The 18,997-nt window shown below is 63.9% G+C and carries 17 protein-coding genes; 9 read left to right on the top strand and 8 right to left on the bottom strand.

Going from position 1 to position 18,997, the window contains the following annotated elements; translation table 11 throughout:
- Positions 1 to 19: 19 nt before the first annotated feature.
- The 3 genes from nirD to cobA are packed head-to-tail and all read left to right on the top strand — an operon-like array spanning position 20 to position 3,873.
- Positions 20 to 349, top strand: a complete 330-nt coding sequence (gene nirD / locus LDJ84_RS11610) for a nitrite reductase small subunit NirD (RefSeq protein ID WP_084359110.1) — start codon at positions 20 to 22, stop codon at positions 347 to 349.
- A gap of 35 nt (positions 350 to 384) precedes the next feature.
- Entirely contained in the window at positions 385 to 3,099 is a 2,715-nt protein-coding gene (locus LDJ84_RS11605; protein WP_226046340.1) for a nitrate reductase, read from the top strand.
- Between the two features lie 36 nt (positions 3,100 to 3,135).
- Positions 3,136 to 3,873, top strand: coding sequence for a uroporphyrinogen-III C-methyltransferase (cobA, locus tag LDJ84_RS11600; protein WP_024765717.1), 738 nt, complete (start codon positions 3,136 to 3,138; stop codon positions 3,871 to 3,873).
- A gap of 67 nt (positions 3,874 to 3,940) precedes the next feature.
- Here the strand turns inward: cobA and LDJ84_RS11595 are convergent, their stop codons facing one another.
- From LDJ84_RS11595 to ppsA, 8 genes are all read right to left on the bottom strand, one after another.
- Positions 3,941 to 5,002, bottom strand: a complete 1,062-nt coding sequence (locus LDJ84_RS11595; RefSeq protein ID WP_024765716.1) for an OmpA family protein — start codon at positions 5,000 to 5,002, stop codon at positions 3,941 to 3,943.
- Between the two features lie 108 nt (positions 5,003 to 5,110).
- Positions 5,111 to 5,701, bottom strand: coding sequence for an RNA polymerase sigma factor SigX (gene sigX, locus LDJ84_RS11590; protein ID WP_037010424.1), 591 nt, complete (start codon positions 5,699 to 5,701; stop codon positions 5,111 to 5,113).
- A gap of 73 nt (positions 5,702 to 5,774) precedes the next feature.
- A complete protein-coding gene (locus tag LDJ84_RS11585; RefSeq protein ID WP_024765714.1) occupies positions 5,775 to 6,599 on the bottom strand; it encodes a mechanosensitive ion channel family protein in 825 nt (274 codons plus the stop codon).
- 2 nt (positions 6,600 to 6,601) lie between these two features.
- On the bottom strand, positions 6,602 to 6,850 hold the full coding sequence (locus LDJ84_RS11580; protein ID WP_037010426.1) for a hypothetical protein: 249 nt from the start codon (positions 6,848 to 6,850) through the stop codon (positions 6,602 to 6,604).
- A 54-nt stretch (positions 6,851 to 6,904) separates the two neighbouring features.
- Positions 6,905 to 7,903: a zinc transporter ZntB gene (locus LDJ84_RS11575; protein ID WP_024765712.1), complete on the bottom strand. Its 999-nt coding sequence runs from the start codon at positions 7,901 to 7,903 to the stop codon at positions 6,905 to 6,907.
- A 101-nt stretch (positions 7,904 to 8,004) separates the two neighbouring features.
- Positions 8,005 to 8,493: a ribonuclease E activity regulator RraA gene (gene rraA, locus LDJ84_RS11570; RefSeq protein ID WP_024765711.1), complete on the bottom strand. Its 489-nt coding sequence runs from the start codon at positions 8,491 to 8,493 to the stop codon at positions 8,005 to 8,007.
- Between the two features lie 96 nt (positions 8,494 to 8,589).
- Positions 8,590 to 9,564 carry an alpha/beta fold hydrolase gene (locus LDJ84_RS11565; RefSeq protein ID WP_226046339.1) on the bottom strand — a complete coding sequence of 325 codons (975 nt, stop codon included), beginning with the start codon at positions 9,562 to 9,564 and terminating at the stop codon, positions 8,590 to 8,592.
- A 65-nt stretch (positions 9,565 to 9,629) separates the two neighbouring features.
- Positions 9,630 to 11,999: a phosphoenolpyruvate synthase gene (gene ppsA / locus LDJ84_RS11560; protein WP_226046338.1), complete on the bottom strand. Its 2,370-nt coding sequence runs from the start codon at positions 11,997 to 11,999 to the stop codon at positions 9,630 to 9,632.
- A gap of 166 nt (positions 12,000 to 12,165) precedes the next feature.
- Between ppsA and LDJ84_RS11555 the strand changes: the two genes are divergently transcribed.
- The 6 genes from LDJ84_RS11555 (at position 12,166) to LDJ84_RS11530 (ending at position 18,987) form a co-directional block, all read left to right on the top strand.
- A complete protein-coding gene (locus tag LDJ84_RS11555; RefSeq protein WP_017516884.1) occupies positions 12,166 to 12,984 on the top strand; it encodes a pyruvate, water dikinase regulatory protein in 819 nt (272 codons plus the stop codon).
- Between the two features lie 162 nt (positions 12,985 to 13,146).
- Positions 13,147 to 14,727 carry a DUF3300 domain-containing protein gene (locus LDJ84_RS11550; RefSeq protein ID WP_065084148.1) on the top strand — a complete coding sequence of 527 codons (1,581 nt, stop codon included), beginning with the start codon at positions 13,147 to 13,149 and terminating at the stop codon, positions 14,725 to 14,727.
- 10 nt (positions 14,728 to 14,737) lie between these two features.
- Positions 14,738 to 15,631, top strand: coding sequence for a DUF2950 domain-containing protein (locus LDJ84_RS11545; protein ID WP_196912467.1), 894 nt, complete (start codon positions 14,738 to 14,740; stop codon positions 15,629 to 15,631).
- A 283-nt stretch (positions 15,632 to 15,914) separates the two neighbouring features.
- Positions 15,915 to 16,457, top strand: coding sequence for an ATP-dependent zinc protease (locus tag LDJ84_RS11540; RefSeq protein ID WP_024765709.1), 543 nt, complete (start codon positions 15,915 to 15,917; stop codon positions 16,455 to 16,457).
- A gap of 4 nt (positions 16,458 to 16,461) precedes the next feature.
- The gene (locus tag LDJ84_RS11535; protein WP_038803686.1) at positions 16,462 to 17,997 is read left to right on the top strand and encodes an inactive transglutaminase family protein; all 1,536 of its coding nucleotides are present in this window, start codon (positions 16,462 to 16,464) and stop codon (positions 17,995 to 17,997) included.
- 3 nt (positions 17,998 to 18,000) lie between these two features.
- On the top strand, positions 18,001 to 18,987 hold the full coding sequence (locus LDJ84_RS11530) for an alpha-L-glutamate ligase-like protein (protein WP_226046337.1): 987 nt from the start codon (positions 18,001 to 18,003) through the stop codon (positions 18,985 to 18,987).
- Positions 18,988 to 18,997 lie beyond the last annotated feature (10 nt).

Raw genomic sequence — 18,997 nt, 5'->3', positions numbered from 1 at the left:
CGATTGCCGGAGACACCCCATGAACTGGTTCGACATCTGCGCCCTGGACGACATCAACCCGCTGGGCTCGCGCGTCATCGCCGGCCCCCAGGGCGACATCGCGATCTTCCGCACCTCTGACGACGAAGTCTTCGCCCTCGATGACCGCTGCCCGCACAAGGGCGGCCCTTTGTCCCAGGGACTGATCTACGGCAAGCGCGTGGCCTGCCCCCTGCACAACTGGCAGATAGAGCTGGCCAGCGGTGAAGCCGTGGCTCCCGACCAGGGCTGCGCCCATCGCCACGAGGCGAAGGTCGAGGATGGCCGCGTGCTGCTGGCCCTGCGCGGCAACCTCGCCCACTGCGCGTGATTTCCCGTGCTTCTGATTCAGAGCGAGGCTGCGCCATGACCAACAACCGTCGCACCACCGCATCTACCTGCTGTTACTGCGGCGTAGGTTGCGGCGTACTGATCGAACACGACGACGAGCGCATCCTGGGCGTACAGGGCGACCCGCAGCATCCAGCCAACTTCGGCCGCCTGTGCAGCAAAGGCTCGACCCTGCACCTCACCGGCGATGAAGATGCCCGCGCGCAGTTCCCCGAGCTGCGCCTGGGCAAGGGCCTGGCTCGTAGCCGTACAGACTGGGATACGGCGCTGGAACACGCCGCTGGCGTTTTCGCCGAAACCATCCGCGAGTACGGGCCGGATAGCGTGGCCTTCTATGTGTCCGGCCAGTTGCTCACCGAGGACTACTACGCCTTCAACAAGCTGGCCCGCGCCCTGATCGGCACCAACAATATCGATAGTAACTCGCGCCTGTGCATGTCCTCGGCGGTGGTCGGCTACAAGCGCAGCCTCGGCGCAGACGCCCCGCCCTGTAGCTACGAGGACATCGAACTGGCCGACTGCGTGATGATCGCCGGCAGCAACATGGCCTACGCCCACCCGGTGCTGTTCCGCCGCCTGGAAGAAGCCCGCGCGCGACGCCCGGAAATGAAGCTGATCGTCATCGACCCGCGCATCACCGACACCACGGAGTCGGCCGATCTGCACCTGGCGATCCTGCCCGGCACCGACGTCGCGCTGTTCCACGGCATTCTGCACATCCTGCTCTGGGAAGGCTGGATCGACCGCGCCTTCATCGACACCCACACCGAGGGCCTGGATGAGCTGAAAGCACTGGTGCGCGACTACGGCCCGCTGGCCGTGGCGGAAATCTGCGGCATCGCCGTGGGCGACCTGCAACGTGCCGCGCAGTGGATCGGCCAGGCGCCCGCCTTCCTCTCGCTCTGGTGCATGGGGCTCAACCAGTCCAGCGCCGGCAGCGCCAAGAACAGCGCGCTGATCAATCTGCACCTGGCTACCGGGCAAATCGGCCGCCCCGGCGCCGGCCCCTTCTCCCTCACCGGCCAGCCCAACGCCATGGGCGGCCGCGAAACCGGCAGCCTGTCCAACCTGTTGCCCGGACACCGCGAAGCCTCGAACGCCGAACACCGCGCGGAAGTCGCCGCTTACTGGGGAGTCGAAAAGCTCCCGGAAAATCCCGGCCTGAGCGCCATCGAACTCTTCGATGCGGTCCGCGACGGCCGCATCAAGGCCCTGTGGATCGCCTGCACCAATCCGGCCCAATCACTGCCGGACCAGACTCGCGTGCGCGAAGCCCTGGCCGCCTGCCCCTTCATCATCGTCCAGGAAGCCTTCACCAGCAGCGAGACCTGCCAGTACGCCGACCTGCTGCTGCCGGCCGCCAGTTGGGGCGAGAAGGAAGGCACGGTGACCAACTCCGAACGCCGCATCAGCCACGTGCGCCCGGCCGTTCCCGCCATCGGTGAGGCCCGGGCGGACTGGAGCATCGTCTGCGATTTCGCCCACCGCCTGGAGCAACACCTGCGTCCCGGCGAGCCCAGCCTGTTCGATTTCACATCGCCGTCCGCGCTATTCGACGAATACAAGCTGCTGACCGGTAAGCGCGACCTAGACCTCTCCGGCATCGACTACGCGCTGCTGGACACCCATGGTCCGCAGCAGTGGCCCTTCCGCCCCGGCGCGCTGCTCGGCACCGAGCGCCTGTATGGCGACGGACAGTTCCCCACCATCCATGGGCGCGCCCGGCTGATTGCCGAACCCTATCGCGCACCGAAGGAGAAGCGCGATGCGCGCTATCCGCTGATCCTCAACACTGGCCGCTTGCGCGATCAGTGGCACGGCATGACCCGCACCGGCACCGCGCCGCAACTGTTCGGCCACGTCGAAGAAGCCGTGCTCGGGCTGCACCCGGACGAACTGCGCCGCCGGCGCATCAGCGACGGCCAACTGGTCCGTCTGCACAGCCGCCGCGGTGAACTGGTGCTGCCGGTGCAGGCCGACGAGCGTTTGCGCCCCGGCCAGGCCTTCCTGCCCATGCACTGGGGCGACCGCTATCTCAAGGGGCTCGGCATCAACGTCCTGACCCTGCCTGCCGTGGACCCGCTATCACGCCAACCCGAACTGAAGCACGCCACAGTCGAGGTCAGTCGAATCGAATTGCCCTGGCAGTTCTTCGCCCTGGTGGAAGGCGAGGTGCAGAAGCGCTTCGATGCCTTGCGCCCGCTGTTCGAAGACCTGCGCTACGCCAGCTTCAGCCCCACCGGCCGCGAGCGACCGGCACTGGTGATCCGCGCTGCGCACGTCGAGGCACCCAGCGCGGAGTGGCTGGCCCGCATCGATACTCTGCTCGGCCTGTCCGATGGCCCGGTCATGGCCTACGACGACCCGCGCCGCACCGTCGGCAAACGCGTGCGTATCGAACAATCGCGAATTGTCTCGCTGCGCCTGGCCGGCGAAACCGCCGCCCGCGCCTGGCTGCGCGAATTGTGGAAAGAAGGCCGCGCCGACCAGGAGCTGCGCCGCTGGCTGCTCGCCCCGCTCAGCGCCGCCCCTGGCAATGCTGGGGCGGCCGCGGATAAGACATTGTGCAACTGCCTGAACGTCAGCCAACGCCGCATACAAGCCGGCATTGACCAGGGCCTGGACCTGGAAGGCCTCAAATGCGAACTCAAGTGCGGGACCGCCTGCGGCTCCTGCGTACCGGAAATCAAGCGCCTGCTGGCCCGCAAGCCGCTGGCGGCGACCGCCTGAAGCGAGCCGCGAAGAAGGCAGCCTGAGGGAAACGACATGAGTGGAAAAGTCTGGCTGATCGGCGCCGGTCCCGGCGACCCGGATCTGCTGACCCTGAAGGCCGTCCGCGCCATGGCCCAGGCCGAGGTGGTGCTGATCGACGACCTGGTGAATCCCGCCGTGCTGGAGCACTGCTCGTCCGCGCGGGTAATTTCCGTCGGCAAGCGCGGCGGCTGCCGCTCCACACCACAGGACTTCATCCACCGCCTGATGCTGCGCTACGCAAGGCAGGGTCGCCGCGTGGCGCGCCTGAAAGGCGGCGACCCGTGCATCTTTGGCCGTGGCGGCGAAGAGGCAGACTGGCTCAAGGCAAGGGGAATCGAATGCGAACTGATCAATGGCATCACCGCCGGACTGGCAGCCGCTACCCAATGCGGCATTTCCGTGACGCTACGCGGCGTCAGCCGTGGAGTGACCCTGGTGACCGCCCACACCCAGGACGATAGTCCGCTGAATTGGCGAGCCCTGGCCGAAGGCGGGACGACCCTGGTGGTGTACATGGGTGTGGCGAAACTGGCGGAAATCCGCGACGGGCTGATCGAAGGCGGCATGGCTGCCTGCACACCAGTGGCGATGATCGAGAACGCATCCCTGCCCGCCCAACGCGAATACCGCAGCCAGTTGGGCGACATGCTGGAAGACGCCCAGCACTTCGCCCTGAAGAGCCCGGCAATCCTGGTGGTCGGCGAAGTCGCAGCCGCTGCGCAGCAGGCAACACTAGCCCGTAGCGCCTGAGCCTCACTTTCCTGCAGGCAAAGAAAAACCCGGCCTAGGCCGGGTTTTTCTCAGGAGCTCGGACCGATTACTGCTTGGCCTGAGCTTCTACTTCGGCTTCTACGCGGCGGTTAACAGCGCGGCCTTCGGCAGTTGCGTTGTCAGCAACCGGACGGGACTCACCGTAACCAACAGCGTTTACGCGGCCGCCTTCAACACCGTACTCGTTGACCAGTACGTCACGAACGGCGTTGGCACGACGCTCGGACAGTTTCTGGTTGTAGGCGTCGGTGCCGACGGAGTCGGTGTGGCCTTCAACGGTGGTGGAGGTGGACGGGTACTGCTTCATGAAGTCAGCCAGGTTTTTGATGTCAGCGTAGCTGTTCTCTTTAACCTTGGACTTGTCGAAGTCGAACTTCACGTCCAGCTGAACGCGAACGACTTCAGCCACAGCCGGGCAGCCGTTGGCGTCAACGGTGACGTTGGCCGGGGTGTTCGGGCACTTGTCGACGTTGTCGCAGACGCCGTCGTTGTCGGAGTCGGAGCAGACTTCAGCAACCGGCTCGGGAGCCGGGGCCGGCTTGGCGCCGCCACCGAAGTTCATACCAACGCCCAGGCCTGCCATCCACTCGCCCTGGTGACCGTTGTCACGCTTCTCCAGGCCGTACTGACCGTCGAGGCTGGCTTTGGCGTAGAAGTTTTCGGTGAAGTAGTACTTCAGACCGGTGCCGATCATGGCCATGGTCAGGTTCTGACGGCCACCGTTGTCGGAGTTGATGTTGGTCAGGCTCTGGTGGCCAACGCCGGCGGAAACGTACGGACGCAGGTTGCCAGCACCCGGAGTGCCGAAGTGGTAGATGGCGTCCAGAGTGCTCAGGTTGCCATGGACCTTCTTGTTGCCGGTCTCGTAGGTGCCACGTACGTCGTGGTACTCACCGTAGGACAGAGCCAGCTCGACGTCGTCGGTCAGGAAGTAGCCGACCGAGCCGCCGTACAGGTCGGCGTTCTTCATGTTGCGGGTGCTGTCGGTGAAGTAGCGCTTGCCGAAAGCTTCGACTTCGACGGCGCCCTGGCCTTGAGCGAACGCGTTGACAGCGGCGGTGGCGATCAGCGAGCCAACTACGACGCCTAAGGTGTTCTTCAGTTTCATCCGTTAAATCCCCATCTTGGTGGTCAATAAGTTGTCCAACCATAGGCCGTACAACTTGGGTGGCAAGTTTATCAGAACTTCCCAAACAGAGAGACAATATTTCCCCGACTAAGATTCCGTCACATTGGAAAACTTTTCTCTCATTCGATCGAGTGCACGCTTGTAGCGCATTTTCGTGGCGCTAAGCCCCATGTGCATGATATCGGCGATCTCCTGGAACTCCAGTTCAGCTACAAATCGAAGGACTAGGATTTCCCGATCAATGGGATTGACATGAACTAGCCAGCGGTCTAGCCCACCCCGTTCTTCGACTTTCGGAGACTTCTCTTCAGATGCCTCCTCGACTGGATCCAGACTCAGCGCATCGAGCAATCTGCGTTTGCGCCGCTCCTTCCGATACTGGGTTATGCACTCGTTGTAAGTGATGCTGTACAGCCAGGTCTTGAACTTCGATTTGCCCTCGAAGTTCTTCAGACCATACAACACCTTGAGCATGACCTCTTGACACACATCATCGGCGTCCCGGTCGTTGCCCAGGTAGCGCGCACAGACGTTGAACAGCGTGCGCTGGTAGCGGCGCATCAGTTCTTCGTAGGCCCGCGTCACGTGGTAAAGCTCCTCGTGAGAACGCGCCACCAGCTCCTCATCGGTGAGCTGGCGCGGGTCATAGCGCACGGACAATGGTTGCGGCTTGTTCAAGTCGGGTCGGGCCAGGTCAAGTCAGCGTCCGGCGCGGCTTTCGGGAAGCCGGACCGGCAATCGGTCATCATCTTCAGCGACTGGTCACACGCTGATCGAGCAGGATGCGGTTGGCGATCGACACCAGCTCACCCTCGTCTGTCAGCAGAATAGTCTTGATGGTACCAATTTCCTCGATGATGCCTTCGACATCCGCCACTTTCACCTGTTGTCCGACCTGATACAGCTCACGCACGTAGATCCCCGCGATAATCTGCCCCGCCACTTCGCGACTGCCCAGGCCCAGCGCCAGCGCAGCGGCCAGACCGATGGTGATCAGCACGATGGCGATGATGTAGTTCAACAGGTCGGTCTTCACCTCGAGCTGGCCGATGGCGACCGAGATGCTGATGATGATGACCAGCCACTGAGCGACACGACCCAGGCCGTTGGAGTATTCGAGGCCGACGCCATCGGCAGCGCCACGCACCAGGCTGTTGGCCAGTTGGGCGAGCAGGATGCCGACGATCAGCACCAGTGCTGCGCCGAACACCTTGGGCAGGTACAGCGCGAGCATGTCCAGGGTCGCCGAGACACGCTGAAGGCCCAGGGACTCCGCGGCAGAGACGAGGAACACCAGCAGCACGAACCAGTAGATGATCTTGCCGATCAGGGTCGAAACCGGCACCTGAATCCCGGCGCGCGACAGCAGCTTGGTCAGGCCGGTACCTGCCATCAGGCGGTCGAGGCCGAGCTTGGCGAGCAACTTGGAAAGCAGCGCGTCCAGCAGCTTGGCGACGACGAAGCCGAGCAGCACGATCACCAGTGCGGCGAGTAGGTTCGGGATGAACCCGGCCAGCTTGCCCCACAGGGTGTTCATCGCGGTGAGCAGGCTTTGCGTCCAGATGTCGAATTGCATGTTCAGTCGGCCTTGTCAGCGGAAGGGGCGGAATTCTGCGCGTGGCGCGAGACGGGTGCAAGGTGTGCGGCGCCACGGCTCACGCCGATGGACAGGGCCTGGAACCAGTGCCCAATCAGGCTGAACAGATCGCCCGCGCCCACCTGGCGGTTGGCGGTCTTGAGCACGCGGTCCAGGCGCGAATCGTCGCCCGGCTGTTCCGGGGGCATTCGCAGCAGATCGCGCAAGGATTCTTCAAATGGGTCGTGCATACGCACCTCGCCTGTGTGAGGTGCTTGACGCCCCCACCACCTCGAAAGTCACACCTAGAGCCAACGCAGGCGGCGGAAGATCCACCATTGGAATGTCGCCAGACCACCGATCAACAGGCAGGCGGCGACGAACCCATACGGCGCATCCGCACCCGGAATGCCACCGACGTTGATGCCCAGAAGCCCGGTCACGAAGCTCATGGGCAGGAAAAAGCCGGTGATGATACCAAGCAGGTACATGGTGCGGTTCATTCGCTCGGTAATTCGACGATGTTCGGCTTCCTGGATCAGGCTGATGCGCTCTCGGACAAGCTCCAGCTCTTCCAGGTTGCGGGTCAGGCGGTTGTACAACTCGTTCCAGTAATCGGCGTCGTCGGCGACCGTCCAGGACAGCTTGAACTTGACCATCTGCGAGTAGATCTCCCGCTGGGGCGCGAGATATCGCCGCAGGCCTGCGGCACGTCGACGCAGGGTGCGTAACTGATGCTGATCGGGAATGCTGCGCTCGTCCTCCTCGATGGCTTCTTCCATGGCGTCAAGCTGGTCGGCCAGGCCGCCGATCAGGGTATCCACGCGATCGGTGAGGTAATGGGCCAGGTAGAGGACGACTTCCGACGCGGTCTTGGGGCCGCGCCCCGCATCCAGGTCGGCGCGCAGGTCAGCCACGGCCTTGAGCGGACGCAAGCGCAGGGAAATCACGCGTTGCGACTCGGCATAGACCCGCAGCGAGACCATGTCCTCCGGGACCGCACCGGGATTCAGGTTCACCCCGCGCAGGAACAGCAGCAGGCGCTCGCCGCCCAGGTCCACCAGGCGCGGTCGTGTCGCCTCCTCCAGCAGCAGGTCGCAGGCGAACTCGTTCAGCCCGCTGGACTCGCGTAACCAGGCCTGGGCTTCGGGCACACCGCGATCCCAGTGCACCCAGAGGCTTTCCTCGGGCTTGAGGTCCAGCAGCGGCAATTCGCTACGGGTGATCCGCCGACCGCCACCATGGCCATCCAGCACGAAGCCGTCGATCAACCCGCGCTCCGTGCCGCTTTCGTACTGCTGCATGCCCTCTCCCCTCGCTCCAGATCGTGTGAACGCAGCCCCATGAAAAATGCCGGAAGCTTCCGCTCCCGGCATTGACTCGAAACCTTGTGGGAAGGTTCGAATTATTCCGGCATTTTCAACGCCTTAGGCGAAACGATGATGCCGTTGTTGTCGGCATAGACGAACTCGCCAGGGCGGAAGGTGATGCCGCCGAAGGTCACGGCGACGTTCAGGTCGCCGATGCCGCGCTTGTCGGTCTTCATCGGGTGGCTGGCCAGTGCCTGCACGCCCAGATCGGTCTGCGCGATCACGTCGACGTCACGGATGCAGCCGTACACCACGATGCCTTCCCAGCCGCTCTTGGCGGCTTTCTCGGCGAGCATGTCGCCCAGCAGCGCGCGACGCAGCGAGCCGCCGCCATCCACCACGAGCACCTTGCCCTTGCCATCCTTCTCGACCTGCTCCTTGACCAGCGAGTTGTCCTCGAAGCACTTGATGGTGACAATCTCGCCACCGAAGGAGTCCCGCCCGCCGAAGTTGCTGAACATCGGCTCGACGACCTGGACCAGCTCCGGGTAGGCATCGCACAGATCGGGGGTGACGTAATGCATGGAGACGCTCCTCTTGATGAAATCCGCCAGGGTTTCAGGCCTGGATGTGACCGAAAGCCGCAATGGCGTCACAGTCTACTCCCTGCCACGCCAAGCTCAAGCCTGCGCCAGAGCGCCCTGCCCCGCTGGCAGGCAACCGTGCTCCAGCCAATGCTGCAGCTGTGGCCAGACTTCGCGCTGGGCGCCCTTGCTGATCAGCATGTCAACGTGGCCGAAATCCTCGGAGAAGCCTTGACGACGCCCCAGGTGCAGATATTCACGCACCTCGGAGCCAAACTGCTCCAGTAGCTTGCGGCAGGCCCAGGCCGGGTCCTGGATGTCGCCATCGGAGCCGACCGCCAGAACCGGCACGGAGACTTTCTGCAGCCCGGCCCACCAGTCATTGCCCTTCTCGCCGAAACGGCCGAACAGGCTGTACCAGTGCAGGGCCTCCAGCGCCAGGCCCAGCGGCTCGTCCTCCGGCCCACGCTTGAGTCGGGCCCCGGACAGGCCGCCCATGCGCTTGAGCAGGAACCGCCCGCCCCATGCCACTGGCGGCAACTTCAGCGGCCAGTAGGTGCGGCTGACCTGGCTGCCGCAAAGCGCCGCACTGGCCGCTTGCTGATCACCCAGGTAACCACCACCCAGGGCGGCGGCGAGGGTCACGCCGCCCAGGGAGTGGCCGAGCCAATGCGGCACCTGGCCACTCTGCTCGACCACGAAATTGGCGATGGCCGGCAGGTCGAAGCGCGCGTAGTCGGCGACCCGGTTACGGTCGTAGTCCTCGTTGCGCGGCGACAGGCCGTGGCCACGCATTTCCGCGATCCACACGTCGAAGCCGGCACGCGCCAGGTGGGCACCCAGCCCGATGCCCTTGGGCGAGAACCAGAAGCGCCGATTGGAGAAACTGCCATGCAGCAGAATCACCGGTACGCCTCGACGCCCGTCTGGAAGGCCGAGACGGGTGACCGCCAGCTCGACGCTGGAGTCAGGGCTGTTATTGGGCTTGAGGCGGTAGACGTCCTCGGTGAGGTCGCCACGCAGTTCGGCGCTCACGAGCGCGACGGGAAAGAGTTGACTGCTGCTTTGCATGGAATCTATTGCACAAAAAAGGGCGGGTGAAATCACCCGCCCTTCTCAGGATGGTAAGGGAAACGTCAAGCCTGGCCTTCGGCGAGGAAGAACCAGGTATCGAGGACCGAGTCGGGGTTCAGCGACACGCTCTCGATGCCCTGCTCCATCAGCCACTTGGCGAGGTCCGGATGGTCCGACGGGCCCTGGCCGCAGATGCCGATGTACTTGCCGGCGCGGTTGCACGCCTGGATGGCGTTGGACAGCAGCTTCTTCACCGCCGGGTTACGCTCGTCGAACAGGTGCGCAACGATGCCCGAGTCACGGTCCAGGCCCAGGGTCAGCTGGGTCAGGTCGTTGGAGCCGATGGAGAAGCCGTCGAAGAACTCGAGGAACTCGTCGGCCAGCAGGGCGTTGGACGGCAGTTCGCACATCATGATGACGCGCAGGCCGTTCTCACCACGCTTGAGACCGTTGGTGGCCAGCAGATCGACGACCTGGGAGGCTTCGCCCAGGGTGCGCACGAACGGCACCATCAGCTCGACGTTGGTCAGGCCCATTTCGTTGCGGACCTTCTTCATCGCACGGCATTCGAGCTCGAAGCAGTCACGGAAGGATTCGCTGATGTAGCGCGAGGCGCCACGGAAGCCGAGCATCGGGTTCTCTTCTTCCGGCTCGTAGAGCTTGCCGCCGATCAGGTTGGCGTATTCGTTGGACTTGAAGTCCGACAGACGCACGATGACTTTCTTCGGCCAGAAGGCAGCGGCCAGGGTGCTGACACCCTCGACCAGCTTCTCGACGTAGAAGCCGACCGGATCGTCGTAACCGGCGATGCGCTTCTCGACGCTTTCCTTGATGGCCGCAGGCAGGCTGGCGAAGTTCAGCAGCGCCTTGGGGTGCACGCCGATCATGCGGTTGATGATGAATTCCAGACGAGCCAGGCCCACGCCTTCGTTCGGCAGCTGGGCGAAGTCGAAGGCGCGATCGGGGTTGCCGACGTTCATCATGATCTTGAACGGCAGGTCGGGCATGGCATCGACCGAGTTCTGACGAACGTCAAAGCCCAGCTCGCCCTCGTAGATCAGGCCGGTATCGCCTTCCGCGCAGGACACGGTCACACGCTGGCCATCCTTCAGCGCCTGGGTGGCGTTACCGCAGCCGACGACAGCCGGGATACCCAGTTCACGGGCGATGATCGCAGCGTGGCAGGTACGGCCGCCACGGTTGGTGACAATGGCGCTGGCGCGCTTCATCACGGGTTCCCAGTCCGGGTCGGTCATGTCGGAGACCAGCACGTCGCCCGGCTGGACCTTGTCCATCTCCGAGACGTCGTGGATCACCTTCACCGGACCGGCGCCGATGCGCTGGCCGATGGCGCGGCCTTCGACCAGGACCTTGCCTTTTTCCTTGAGCAGGTAGCGCTCCATCACGTTGGCGCTGGAACGGCTCTTCACGGTTTCCGGACGGGCCTGCACGATGTACAGCTTGCCGTCGTCTCCGTCCTTGGCCCACTCGATGTCCATCGGACGCTCGTAGTGCTTCTCGATGATCAGGGCCTGCTTGGCCAGTTCGGTCACTTCGGCGTCGGACAGGGCGAAGCGGGCGCGATCGGCCTTCTCCACATCGACCACCTTGACCGATTTACCGGCCTTGGCTTCGTCGCCGTAGATCATCTTGATGGCCTTGCTGCCCAGGTTGCGGCGCAGGATGGCCGGGCGGCCGGCTTCCAGGGTCGGCTTGTGGACGTAGAACTCGTCGGGGTTCACCGCGCCTTGCACCACGGTCTCGCCGAGGCCGTAGGCACCAGTGATGAACACCACGTCACGGAAACCGGATTCGGTATCCAGGGTGAACATCACCCCGGCGGTGCCGGTTTCCGAACGAACCATGCGCTGCACGCCGGCGGACAGGGCGACCAGCTTGTGGTCGAAGCCCTGGTGGACACGGTAGGCGATGGCACGGTCGTTGAAGAGGGAGGCAAAGACTTCCTTGGCCGCGCGGATCACGTTGTCCACGCCGCGGATGTTCAGGAAGGTTTCCTGCTGGCCGGCGAAGGATGCATCCGGCAGGTCTTCGGCGGTGGCGGAGGAACGCACGGCAACGGCCATGTTGTCATTGCTGCCGGCCATCTCGGCAAAGGCCTTGCGGATCTCAGTATCGAGGCGCTCGGGGAACTCGGCGTCCATCACCCACTGGCGGATCTGCGCGCCGGTCTTGGCCAGGGCGTTGACGTCATCCACGTCCAGGGCATCGAGCGCCGCGTGGATGCGATCGTTCAGGCCACTCTGCTCGAGGAAGTCACGGTAGGCCTGGGCGGTAGTGGCAAAGCCACCCGGTACGGAAACGCCGGCACCGGCGAGGTTGCTGATCATTTCGCCCAGGGATGCGTTCTTGCCCCCCACATGTTCGACATCGTGGACGCCGAGCTTATCGAGGGAAACTACGTACTCTACCAAGGTGATCTCTCCACTAAGTGTTGGAAAAGGTCATACGAGTCGGAGCGGCCCCACCCTTCTGGCCGGAGCCGGAAAAATGGGTGAGAATGCCCCGGCAAAGGGCCTTGCAAACGTGGGGCCTATCATAACCAGGATTCGATCCTACCTAATAAGGCCCGCAGCGCACATGAAACGAACTGCATTCTTCATTTCCGACGGCACCGGCATCACTGCCGAAACCCTCGGCCAGAGCCTTCTGGCGCAGTTCGAGAACATCAACTTCACCAAACTGACGCGACCTTACATCGATACCGAAGAAAAAGCGCGCGTCATGGTACAGCAAATCAATCGGGCTGCGGAGGCAGACGGGGCAAGACCGATCATCTTCGATACCATCGTCAATCGTGAGATCCGTTCGGTCTTGGCGCAATCCAACGGTTTCATGATTGACATCTTCTCGACCTTTTTGTCCCCGCTCGAGCAAGAATTATCCTCAGACTCGTCGTATTCCGTCGGAAAATCCCACAGCATCGGCCATAACCCGCATTACATGGAGCGGATCGATGCGGTGAACTTCGCCCTCGACAACGACGACGGCGCCCGCACCCACTACTACGACAAGGCCGACCTGATCCTGGTCGGCGTCTCGCGTTGCGGCAAGACGCCCACCTGCCTCTATATGGCCCTGCAATACGGCATCCGTGCGGCCAACTACCCGCTGACCGAAGAGGACATGGAGCGCCTGCAGCTGCCCAATGCGCTCAAGCCCTACAAGCACAAGCTGTTCGGCCTGACCATCGACCCGGACCGACTCACCGCCATCCGCCACGAACGCAAGCCCAACAGCCGCTACGCCAGCTTCGCCCAGTGCGAGTTCGAAGTTCGCGAGGTGGAGAACCTGTTCCGCCGCGAGAACATCGCCTACATCAATTCCACACATTTCTCGGTGGAGGAAATCTCCGCGAAGATCCTGGTGGAAAAAGGTGTCGAGCGCCGCCTGAAGTAATCCCTCCGAGACTCATCGCCTCTCCGCTCGACGGCCGGTCATACCGGCCGTTGATCTTTCGGCAGCTTCTCGCCGCTGCGCCTATCATTCTCCAGACCCACGAATTACCCGTGACCTATGTCATGGGGCGGGCATTCCACTGCAACGGCACAGGAGAGCGCCATGCGAGAATGTCAGTACCTGGTTCTGGTCGTTTTGCTGGCGCTGTCGGGTTGCGATTCGGATAAACCACCCAAAGCCAAGGCGGCCAACCCGAGCCCACCAGCCAACACTCAGCCCACCGCCGTGCCAGCGCCGCCCCCGGCCCAGGCTGCTGCGCCCGCGCCACCAGCCACCGCCCCTGCCCCTGCAGAGCAACAGTCCCAGGCCGTATTCACCCCTGAGCAACTGGACCAGATGCTCGCGCCCCTCGCGCTGTATCCCGACTCTCTGCTGGCGCAGGTGCTGATGGCGACCACCTATCCTGGCAATGTGGCCGACGCGGCAGCATGGTCGAAGGCGAACCCCAAAGTCAGTGGCGACGACGCCGTAAAGCAGGTGGCAAATCAGCCATGGGACCCCAGCGTCCAGTCGCTGGTTGCCTTCCCGCTGGTACTGGCGACGCTGGGACAGGACCCGGTCTGGGTACAGCGGGTCGGCGATGCCTTCCTGGCCCAGCCTGATGCGGTGATGGACGCCATCCAGCGCCTGCGTCGCCAGGCCCAGGCCGCCGGCAACCTGCAGTCGAATGAGCAGCAGACCGTCACCGTTAAACCGGCGTCGCCGGCTCCCGCTCAGCCCGCGCCCAGCGGTGGTACCGCGGTTGTGCAGCAATCGGCGCCGGCGCAAACCATCATCATCGAGCCGGCCGATCCGCAGGTGGTCTACGTCCCCAGCTACAACCCGACGCAGGTCTACGGCACCTGGGCCTATCCGTCGAGCCCACCGGTCTACTACCCGCCTCCGCCCGAATACCCGGTAGCCACTGCACTGGCGACCGGCCTGGCATTTGGCGCTGGCGTCGCCATCGTCGGCTCGCTCTGGGGCGACTGCGACTGGGACGACCACGAGATCGACGTCGACGTGGAGCATTACAACAACTTCAACAGCAACCGGAACGTCAACGTCAACCGCGACTTCAACAGCAACCGCACCGTCAACGGCAATCGCACCGCCTGGCGCCATGACCCGACCTACCGCAACGGCGTGCCCTATCGCGATACCCGCAGCCGCGAGCAGTACAACCGCCGGCTTGCCGGTGGCGAGCAGCGCGAGGCCATGCGTGGCTTCGACTCGGCCAAGGCGCAGGAGCGCTCTCGCGCGCGGGAAAGCCTGGCCCAGCGGGGAGTCGCACCGCCTGCGAACAATCAGCAGGCACGTGAGCGCGCCCAGGCTGCGACCCGCGATCTGCGCGACAACCCGCAGGCCCTCCAGCGTGCCCAGCAGGCCAACCGCGAACCGCGTGACGTCAACCAGGCCCGCCAGCGCGCGGAGAACGTGGCACAGAGCCGCAACGCACAATCCCAGCAGCGACCGAGGGCGCAGAACAACCAGAAAATTCGTGAACAGGCCCGTCAGCAGCACGCCCGTACCCAGGCTCCCCGCAACAACGCCTTCGCCGGCGCCAACAATCCGCGGCAGACCCGCGAGCTCGCCAACCGCGGGCAAGTCAGCCGCGCCGCTGCCAGCCGCCCGCAGGCGGCGCGCGCCGGGCATGCCGTACAACGACCTGCCCGCGCGCCTCGTGGCGGCGGACGCCGATAGGAGACGAGTCATGCATATCGCATCGCGCCTGCTGGCGCTCGCCCTCCTGGGTGCGTTGCCCGGCCTCCTGCTGGCGCAGGAGTCCTTCCCCACCCCGGAAGCCGCCGCCGACGCTTTCATCGCTGCACTCGGCACCGAAAAAGCCGATCCGGAGCGCCTCGCTGCCCTGCTCGGCAATGACTGGCACAACTACATCCCCACCGAAGGTATCGACCGCGACGAGGTGGACGCCTTCCTCGCGCACTATCGGGACAAGCACGAAATCCACAAGGACAACGCGAGGCGCGCGCATCTGGTGGTGGGCAACGATCCCTGGACGCTGCCCCTGCCCATCGAGCAGGAGAAAAAAGGCTGGGCATTCAACGCCAAGGCCGGCGGCGAGGAAATCCGCATCCGCCGCATCGGTCGCAACGAGGAGTCGACCCTGGAAGCCGTGCAGGCCTACCACGATGCGCAGATGGACTTCGCCGAGGTCGACCGCAACGGTGACGGCATCCTGGAATACGCACAGAAATTCGTCAGCAGCGACGGACACCACGATGGCCTGTACTGGCCCGAGGAAGAAGGCGGCGAGGAGAGCCCGCTCGGCCCGCTGTTCGGCGACGAACTGCCCGGTGACGGCTGGCACGGCTACCACTACCGCATCCTCACCGCCCAGGGGCCATCGGCACCGGGTGGCGCCTACGACTATAAGATCGGCGGCAGGATGACTCGCGGCTTTGCCCTGATCGCCTGGCCGGTGAAGTACGGCGACAGCGGTGTCATGAGCTTCATGATCAGCCACGACGGCGAGATTTTCTCGAAGAACCTCGGCCCGGAGAGCGGCAAGATCGCCATGAAGATGAGCCGCTTCGACCCGGACAGCAGTTGGACCGAAGTCACTGCGCAAGAAGAAAAACCCTGACGCCCTGAACCCGTCCGGCCTTCCTGCGGTCGGACGGGACGGGGAAAGTCTGCCACTCGCCTCGCTGTTCGGCAGGTACGCGCCGGCCTGTCATTAGCCTGAAACAAATACCCTGCCAAGGCGCCAACCGACTGTCGCCAGCGAAAAACCACATGATAGAATTCGCCGCGCTATTGCCTGGCGTCACCAGGTCCCGCCGGCCGGCATGCCGGCCACAGCCATATGGGGTGACGACCGGGGCGTTTCTTTTCAAGGCTTTGCGGCCACTCACTCATCAAGGCCCATGAGACTCAAGCCCACTGCCCTGCTCCTCTTCCTGAGCATCTTTCTGCTTCCCGGCATCAGCGCCGCTGCCGGCAAGACCGTCTATGGCCTGAACGAATACGCACGGATCAACGACCTGGACATCGAACTGGCCGCCAAGCTCGATACCGGCGCCAAGACCGCCTCCCTCAGCGCCCGCGATATCAAGCGCTTCAAGCGCGACGGCGAGACCTGGGTGCGCTTCTACCTGGCCACCGACACCGCCGACAGCCAGCCCATCGAGAAACCCCTGGCGCGCATCAGCAAGATCAAGCGCCGCCACGGCGACTACGACCCTGACGAAGGCAAGGCCTATACCGCGCGCCCGGTGATCGAACTGGAGCTGTGCATGGGCAAGGCCCTGCGCACCATCGAAGTGAACCTTACCGACCGCAGCGCCTTCCAATACCCGCTTCTGATCGGCTCCGACGCGCTAAAGCGTTTCGGCGCCCTGGTCGACCCGAGCCTGAAATACGCTGCCGGCAAGCCCGGCTGCCAACCCGTAGCGAAACCTGCCGAGTAATCCCATGCGCTCTCTTACCCTGCATCTGAAGGTCCTGATCGCCATCCTGCTGACGCTGGGCGTCGCGATCACTGCCTACCAGATCTTCGTCCTCGGCATTCCCATGACCGAGGCCGAGACCGACGACCTGTGGAACATCGACGCCAAAGTCGAGTTCGTCGCCACGCCGAAGACCCCGGTGAAGGTGCAGATGTTCGTGCCGCCGCTGACTCAGGATTACGTCAGCCTCAACGAGAGCTTCGTCTCCAACAACTACGGCGTGGGCATCAACCGCTCGGACGGCAACCGCAAGGTGACCTGGTCCTCGCGCCGCGCCAGCGGCCAGCAGACTCTCTACTACCGCCTGGTGCTGACCAAGCGCTATGCCGGCGCCAGCGGCGAAAAAGCCAAGGAGAAAGGCCCGATCTTCCGCGACAGCCTGCCGCTCGAAGGCCCGGACAAGATCGCCGCCGAAGCGCTGATCGCGCCCATCCGCCAGCACTCGGCGGATGTCGAGACCTTCGTCAGCGAAGCCATCAAGCGCGCCAACAACCTCAATGACGACAACGTGAAGCTGCTGCTGGCCGGCGATACCAGCCTGGACAAGCGCTCCCACGTGGTCGAGACCCTGCTCGCCGTGGCCCACGTGCCGCTGGAGCGTGTGCACACCATCCGCCTGGTCGCCAACCAGCCGCAACAACCCGAACTCTGGCTGCGCAGCTACAACGGCAAGGAGTGGCTGTACTTCAACCCGGAAACCGGCGAACGCGGCCTGCCCAACGACCGCCTGATATGGTGGCTGGGTGACGAGAGCCTGCTGTCCATCGAAGGCGGCAAGAAAGCGACGGTCAATTTCAGCCTGAACAGCAGCGAGATGAACGCCATCCGCCTGGCCAAGCTGTCGGACGAGAACACCGACGCGGCCTTCCTCGAATACTCGCTGTACGGCCTGCCGCTGTCTACCCAGCAGACCTTCCAGATCATGATCATGATCCCGTTCGGCGTGCTGGTGATCCTGGTGCTGCGCAACCTGATCGGCCTGCAGACCCTGGGTACCTTCACCCCGGTGCTGATCGCCCTGGCCTTCCGCGAGACCGGCCTGCAGTGGGGCATCGGCCTGTTCACGGTGATCACCGCCCTGGGCCTGTCGCTACGCTCGTACCTGGAACACCTGAAGTTGCAGATGCTGCCGCGCCTGTCGGTGGTGCTGACCTTTGTGGTGGTGATGATCGCCGCTATCAGCCTGCTCAGCCACAAGCTCGGCTTCGAGAGCGGCCTGTCGGTCGCCCTGTTCCCGATGGTGATCCTGACCATGAGCATCGAACGCCTGTCGATCACCTGGGAAGAGCGCGGCGCCGCCCACGCCATGAAGGCTGCCATCGGCACCCTGTTCGCCGCCGCCCTGGCGCACATCCTGATGCGCGTACCGGAACTGGTGTACTTCGTGTTCACCTTCCCGGCCGTGCTGCTGATCCTGGTGTCGTTCATGCTGGCGATGGGTCGCTACCGCGGTTACCGCCTGACCGAACTGTTCCGCTTCAAAGCCTTCCTCAAGGACTAAGCCATGTTCGGCCTGATCAAGCGATGGAAAGCCCTGGAAGCCAAAGGCATCATGGGCATCAACCGACGCAACGCGGACTACGTGCTCAAGTACAACCAGCGGCACCTGTACCCGATCGTCGACGACAAGATCATCACCAAGCAGCGCGCCATCGAAGCGGGCATCCACGTACCGGAAATGTACGGGATCATCTCCACCGAGAAGGAGATCGAACGCCTGCCGGAAATCATCGGCGAGCGCAGCGACTTCGTGATCAAGCCGGCGCAGGGCGCCGGCGGCGACGGCATCCTGGTGATCGCCGACCGCTTCGAGGAACGCTACAAGACGGTCTCCGGGCGGATCATCAGCCACGAGGAAATCGAGCACCAGCTGTCGAGCATCCTCACCGGCCTGTACTCCCTGGGCGGCCACCGCGACCGCGCGCTGATCGAGTACCGGGTGACCCCGGACCAGATCTTCAAGAGCATCAGCTACGAAGGCGTGCCGGACATCCGCATCATCGTCCTGATGGGCTACCCGGTGATGGCGATGCTGCGCCTGCCGACCCGCCAGTCCAACGGCAAGGCCAACCTGCACCAGGGCGCCATCGGCGTGGGTGTGGACCTGGCCACCGGCCTGACCCTGCGCGGCACCTGGCTGAACAACAAGATCAGCAAGCATCCGGACACCACCAATGCGGTGGACGGCGTGCAGTTGCCGAACTGGGACGGCTTCATGAAGCTCGCCGCCGGCTGCTACGAGCTGTGCGGCCTGGGCTACATCGGCGTGGACATGGTGCTGGACCAGGACAAGGGCCCGCTGATCCTCGAGCTCAACGCCCGCCCCGGCCTGAACATCCAGATCGCCAACGACTGCGGCCTGACCCTGCGCACCCATGCCGTGGAGGCGCATATCGCCGAGCTGGAAGCCAAGGACGTGAAGGAGACCGTGGAGGAGCGCGTGCGCTTCTCCCAGCAGCTGTTCGGCCATGTTCATCCGAAGGAAGTCTGAGTGCCCTACC

The organism is Pseudomonas sp. HS-18 (assembly GCF_020401845.1).
Taxonomy (GTDB): domain Bacteria; phylum Pseudomonadota; class Gammaproteobacteria; order Pseudomonadales; family Pseudomonadaceae; genus Pseudomonas; species Pseudomonas nitroreducens.
Note: the sequence above shows the minus strand (reverse complement) of the source record. Positions and strands in the feature narration are given on the sequence as shown.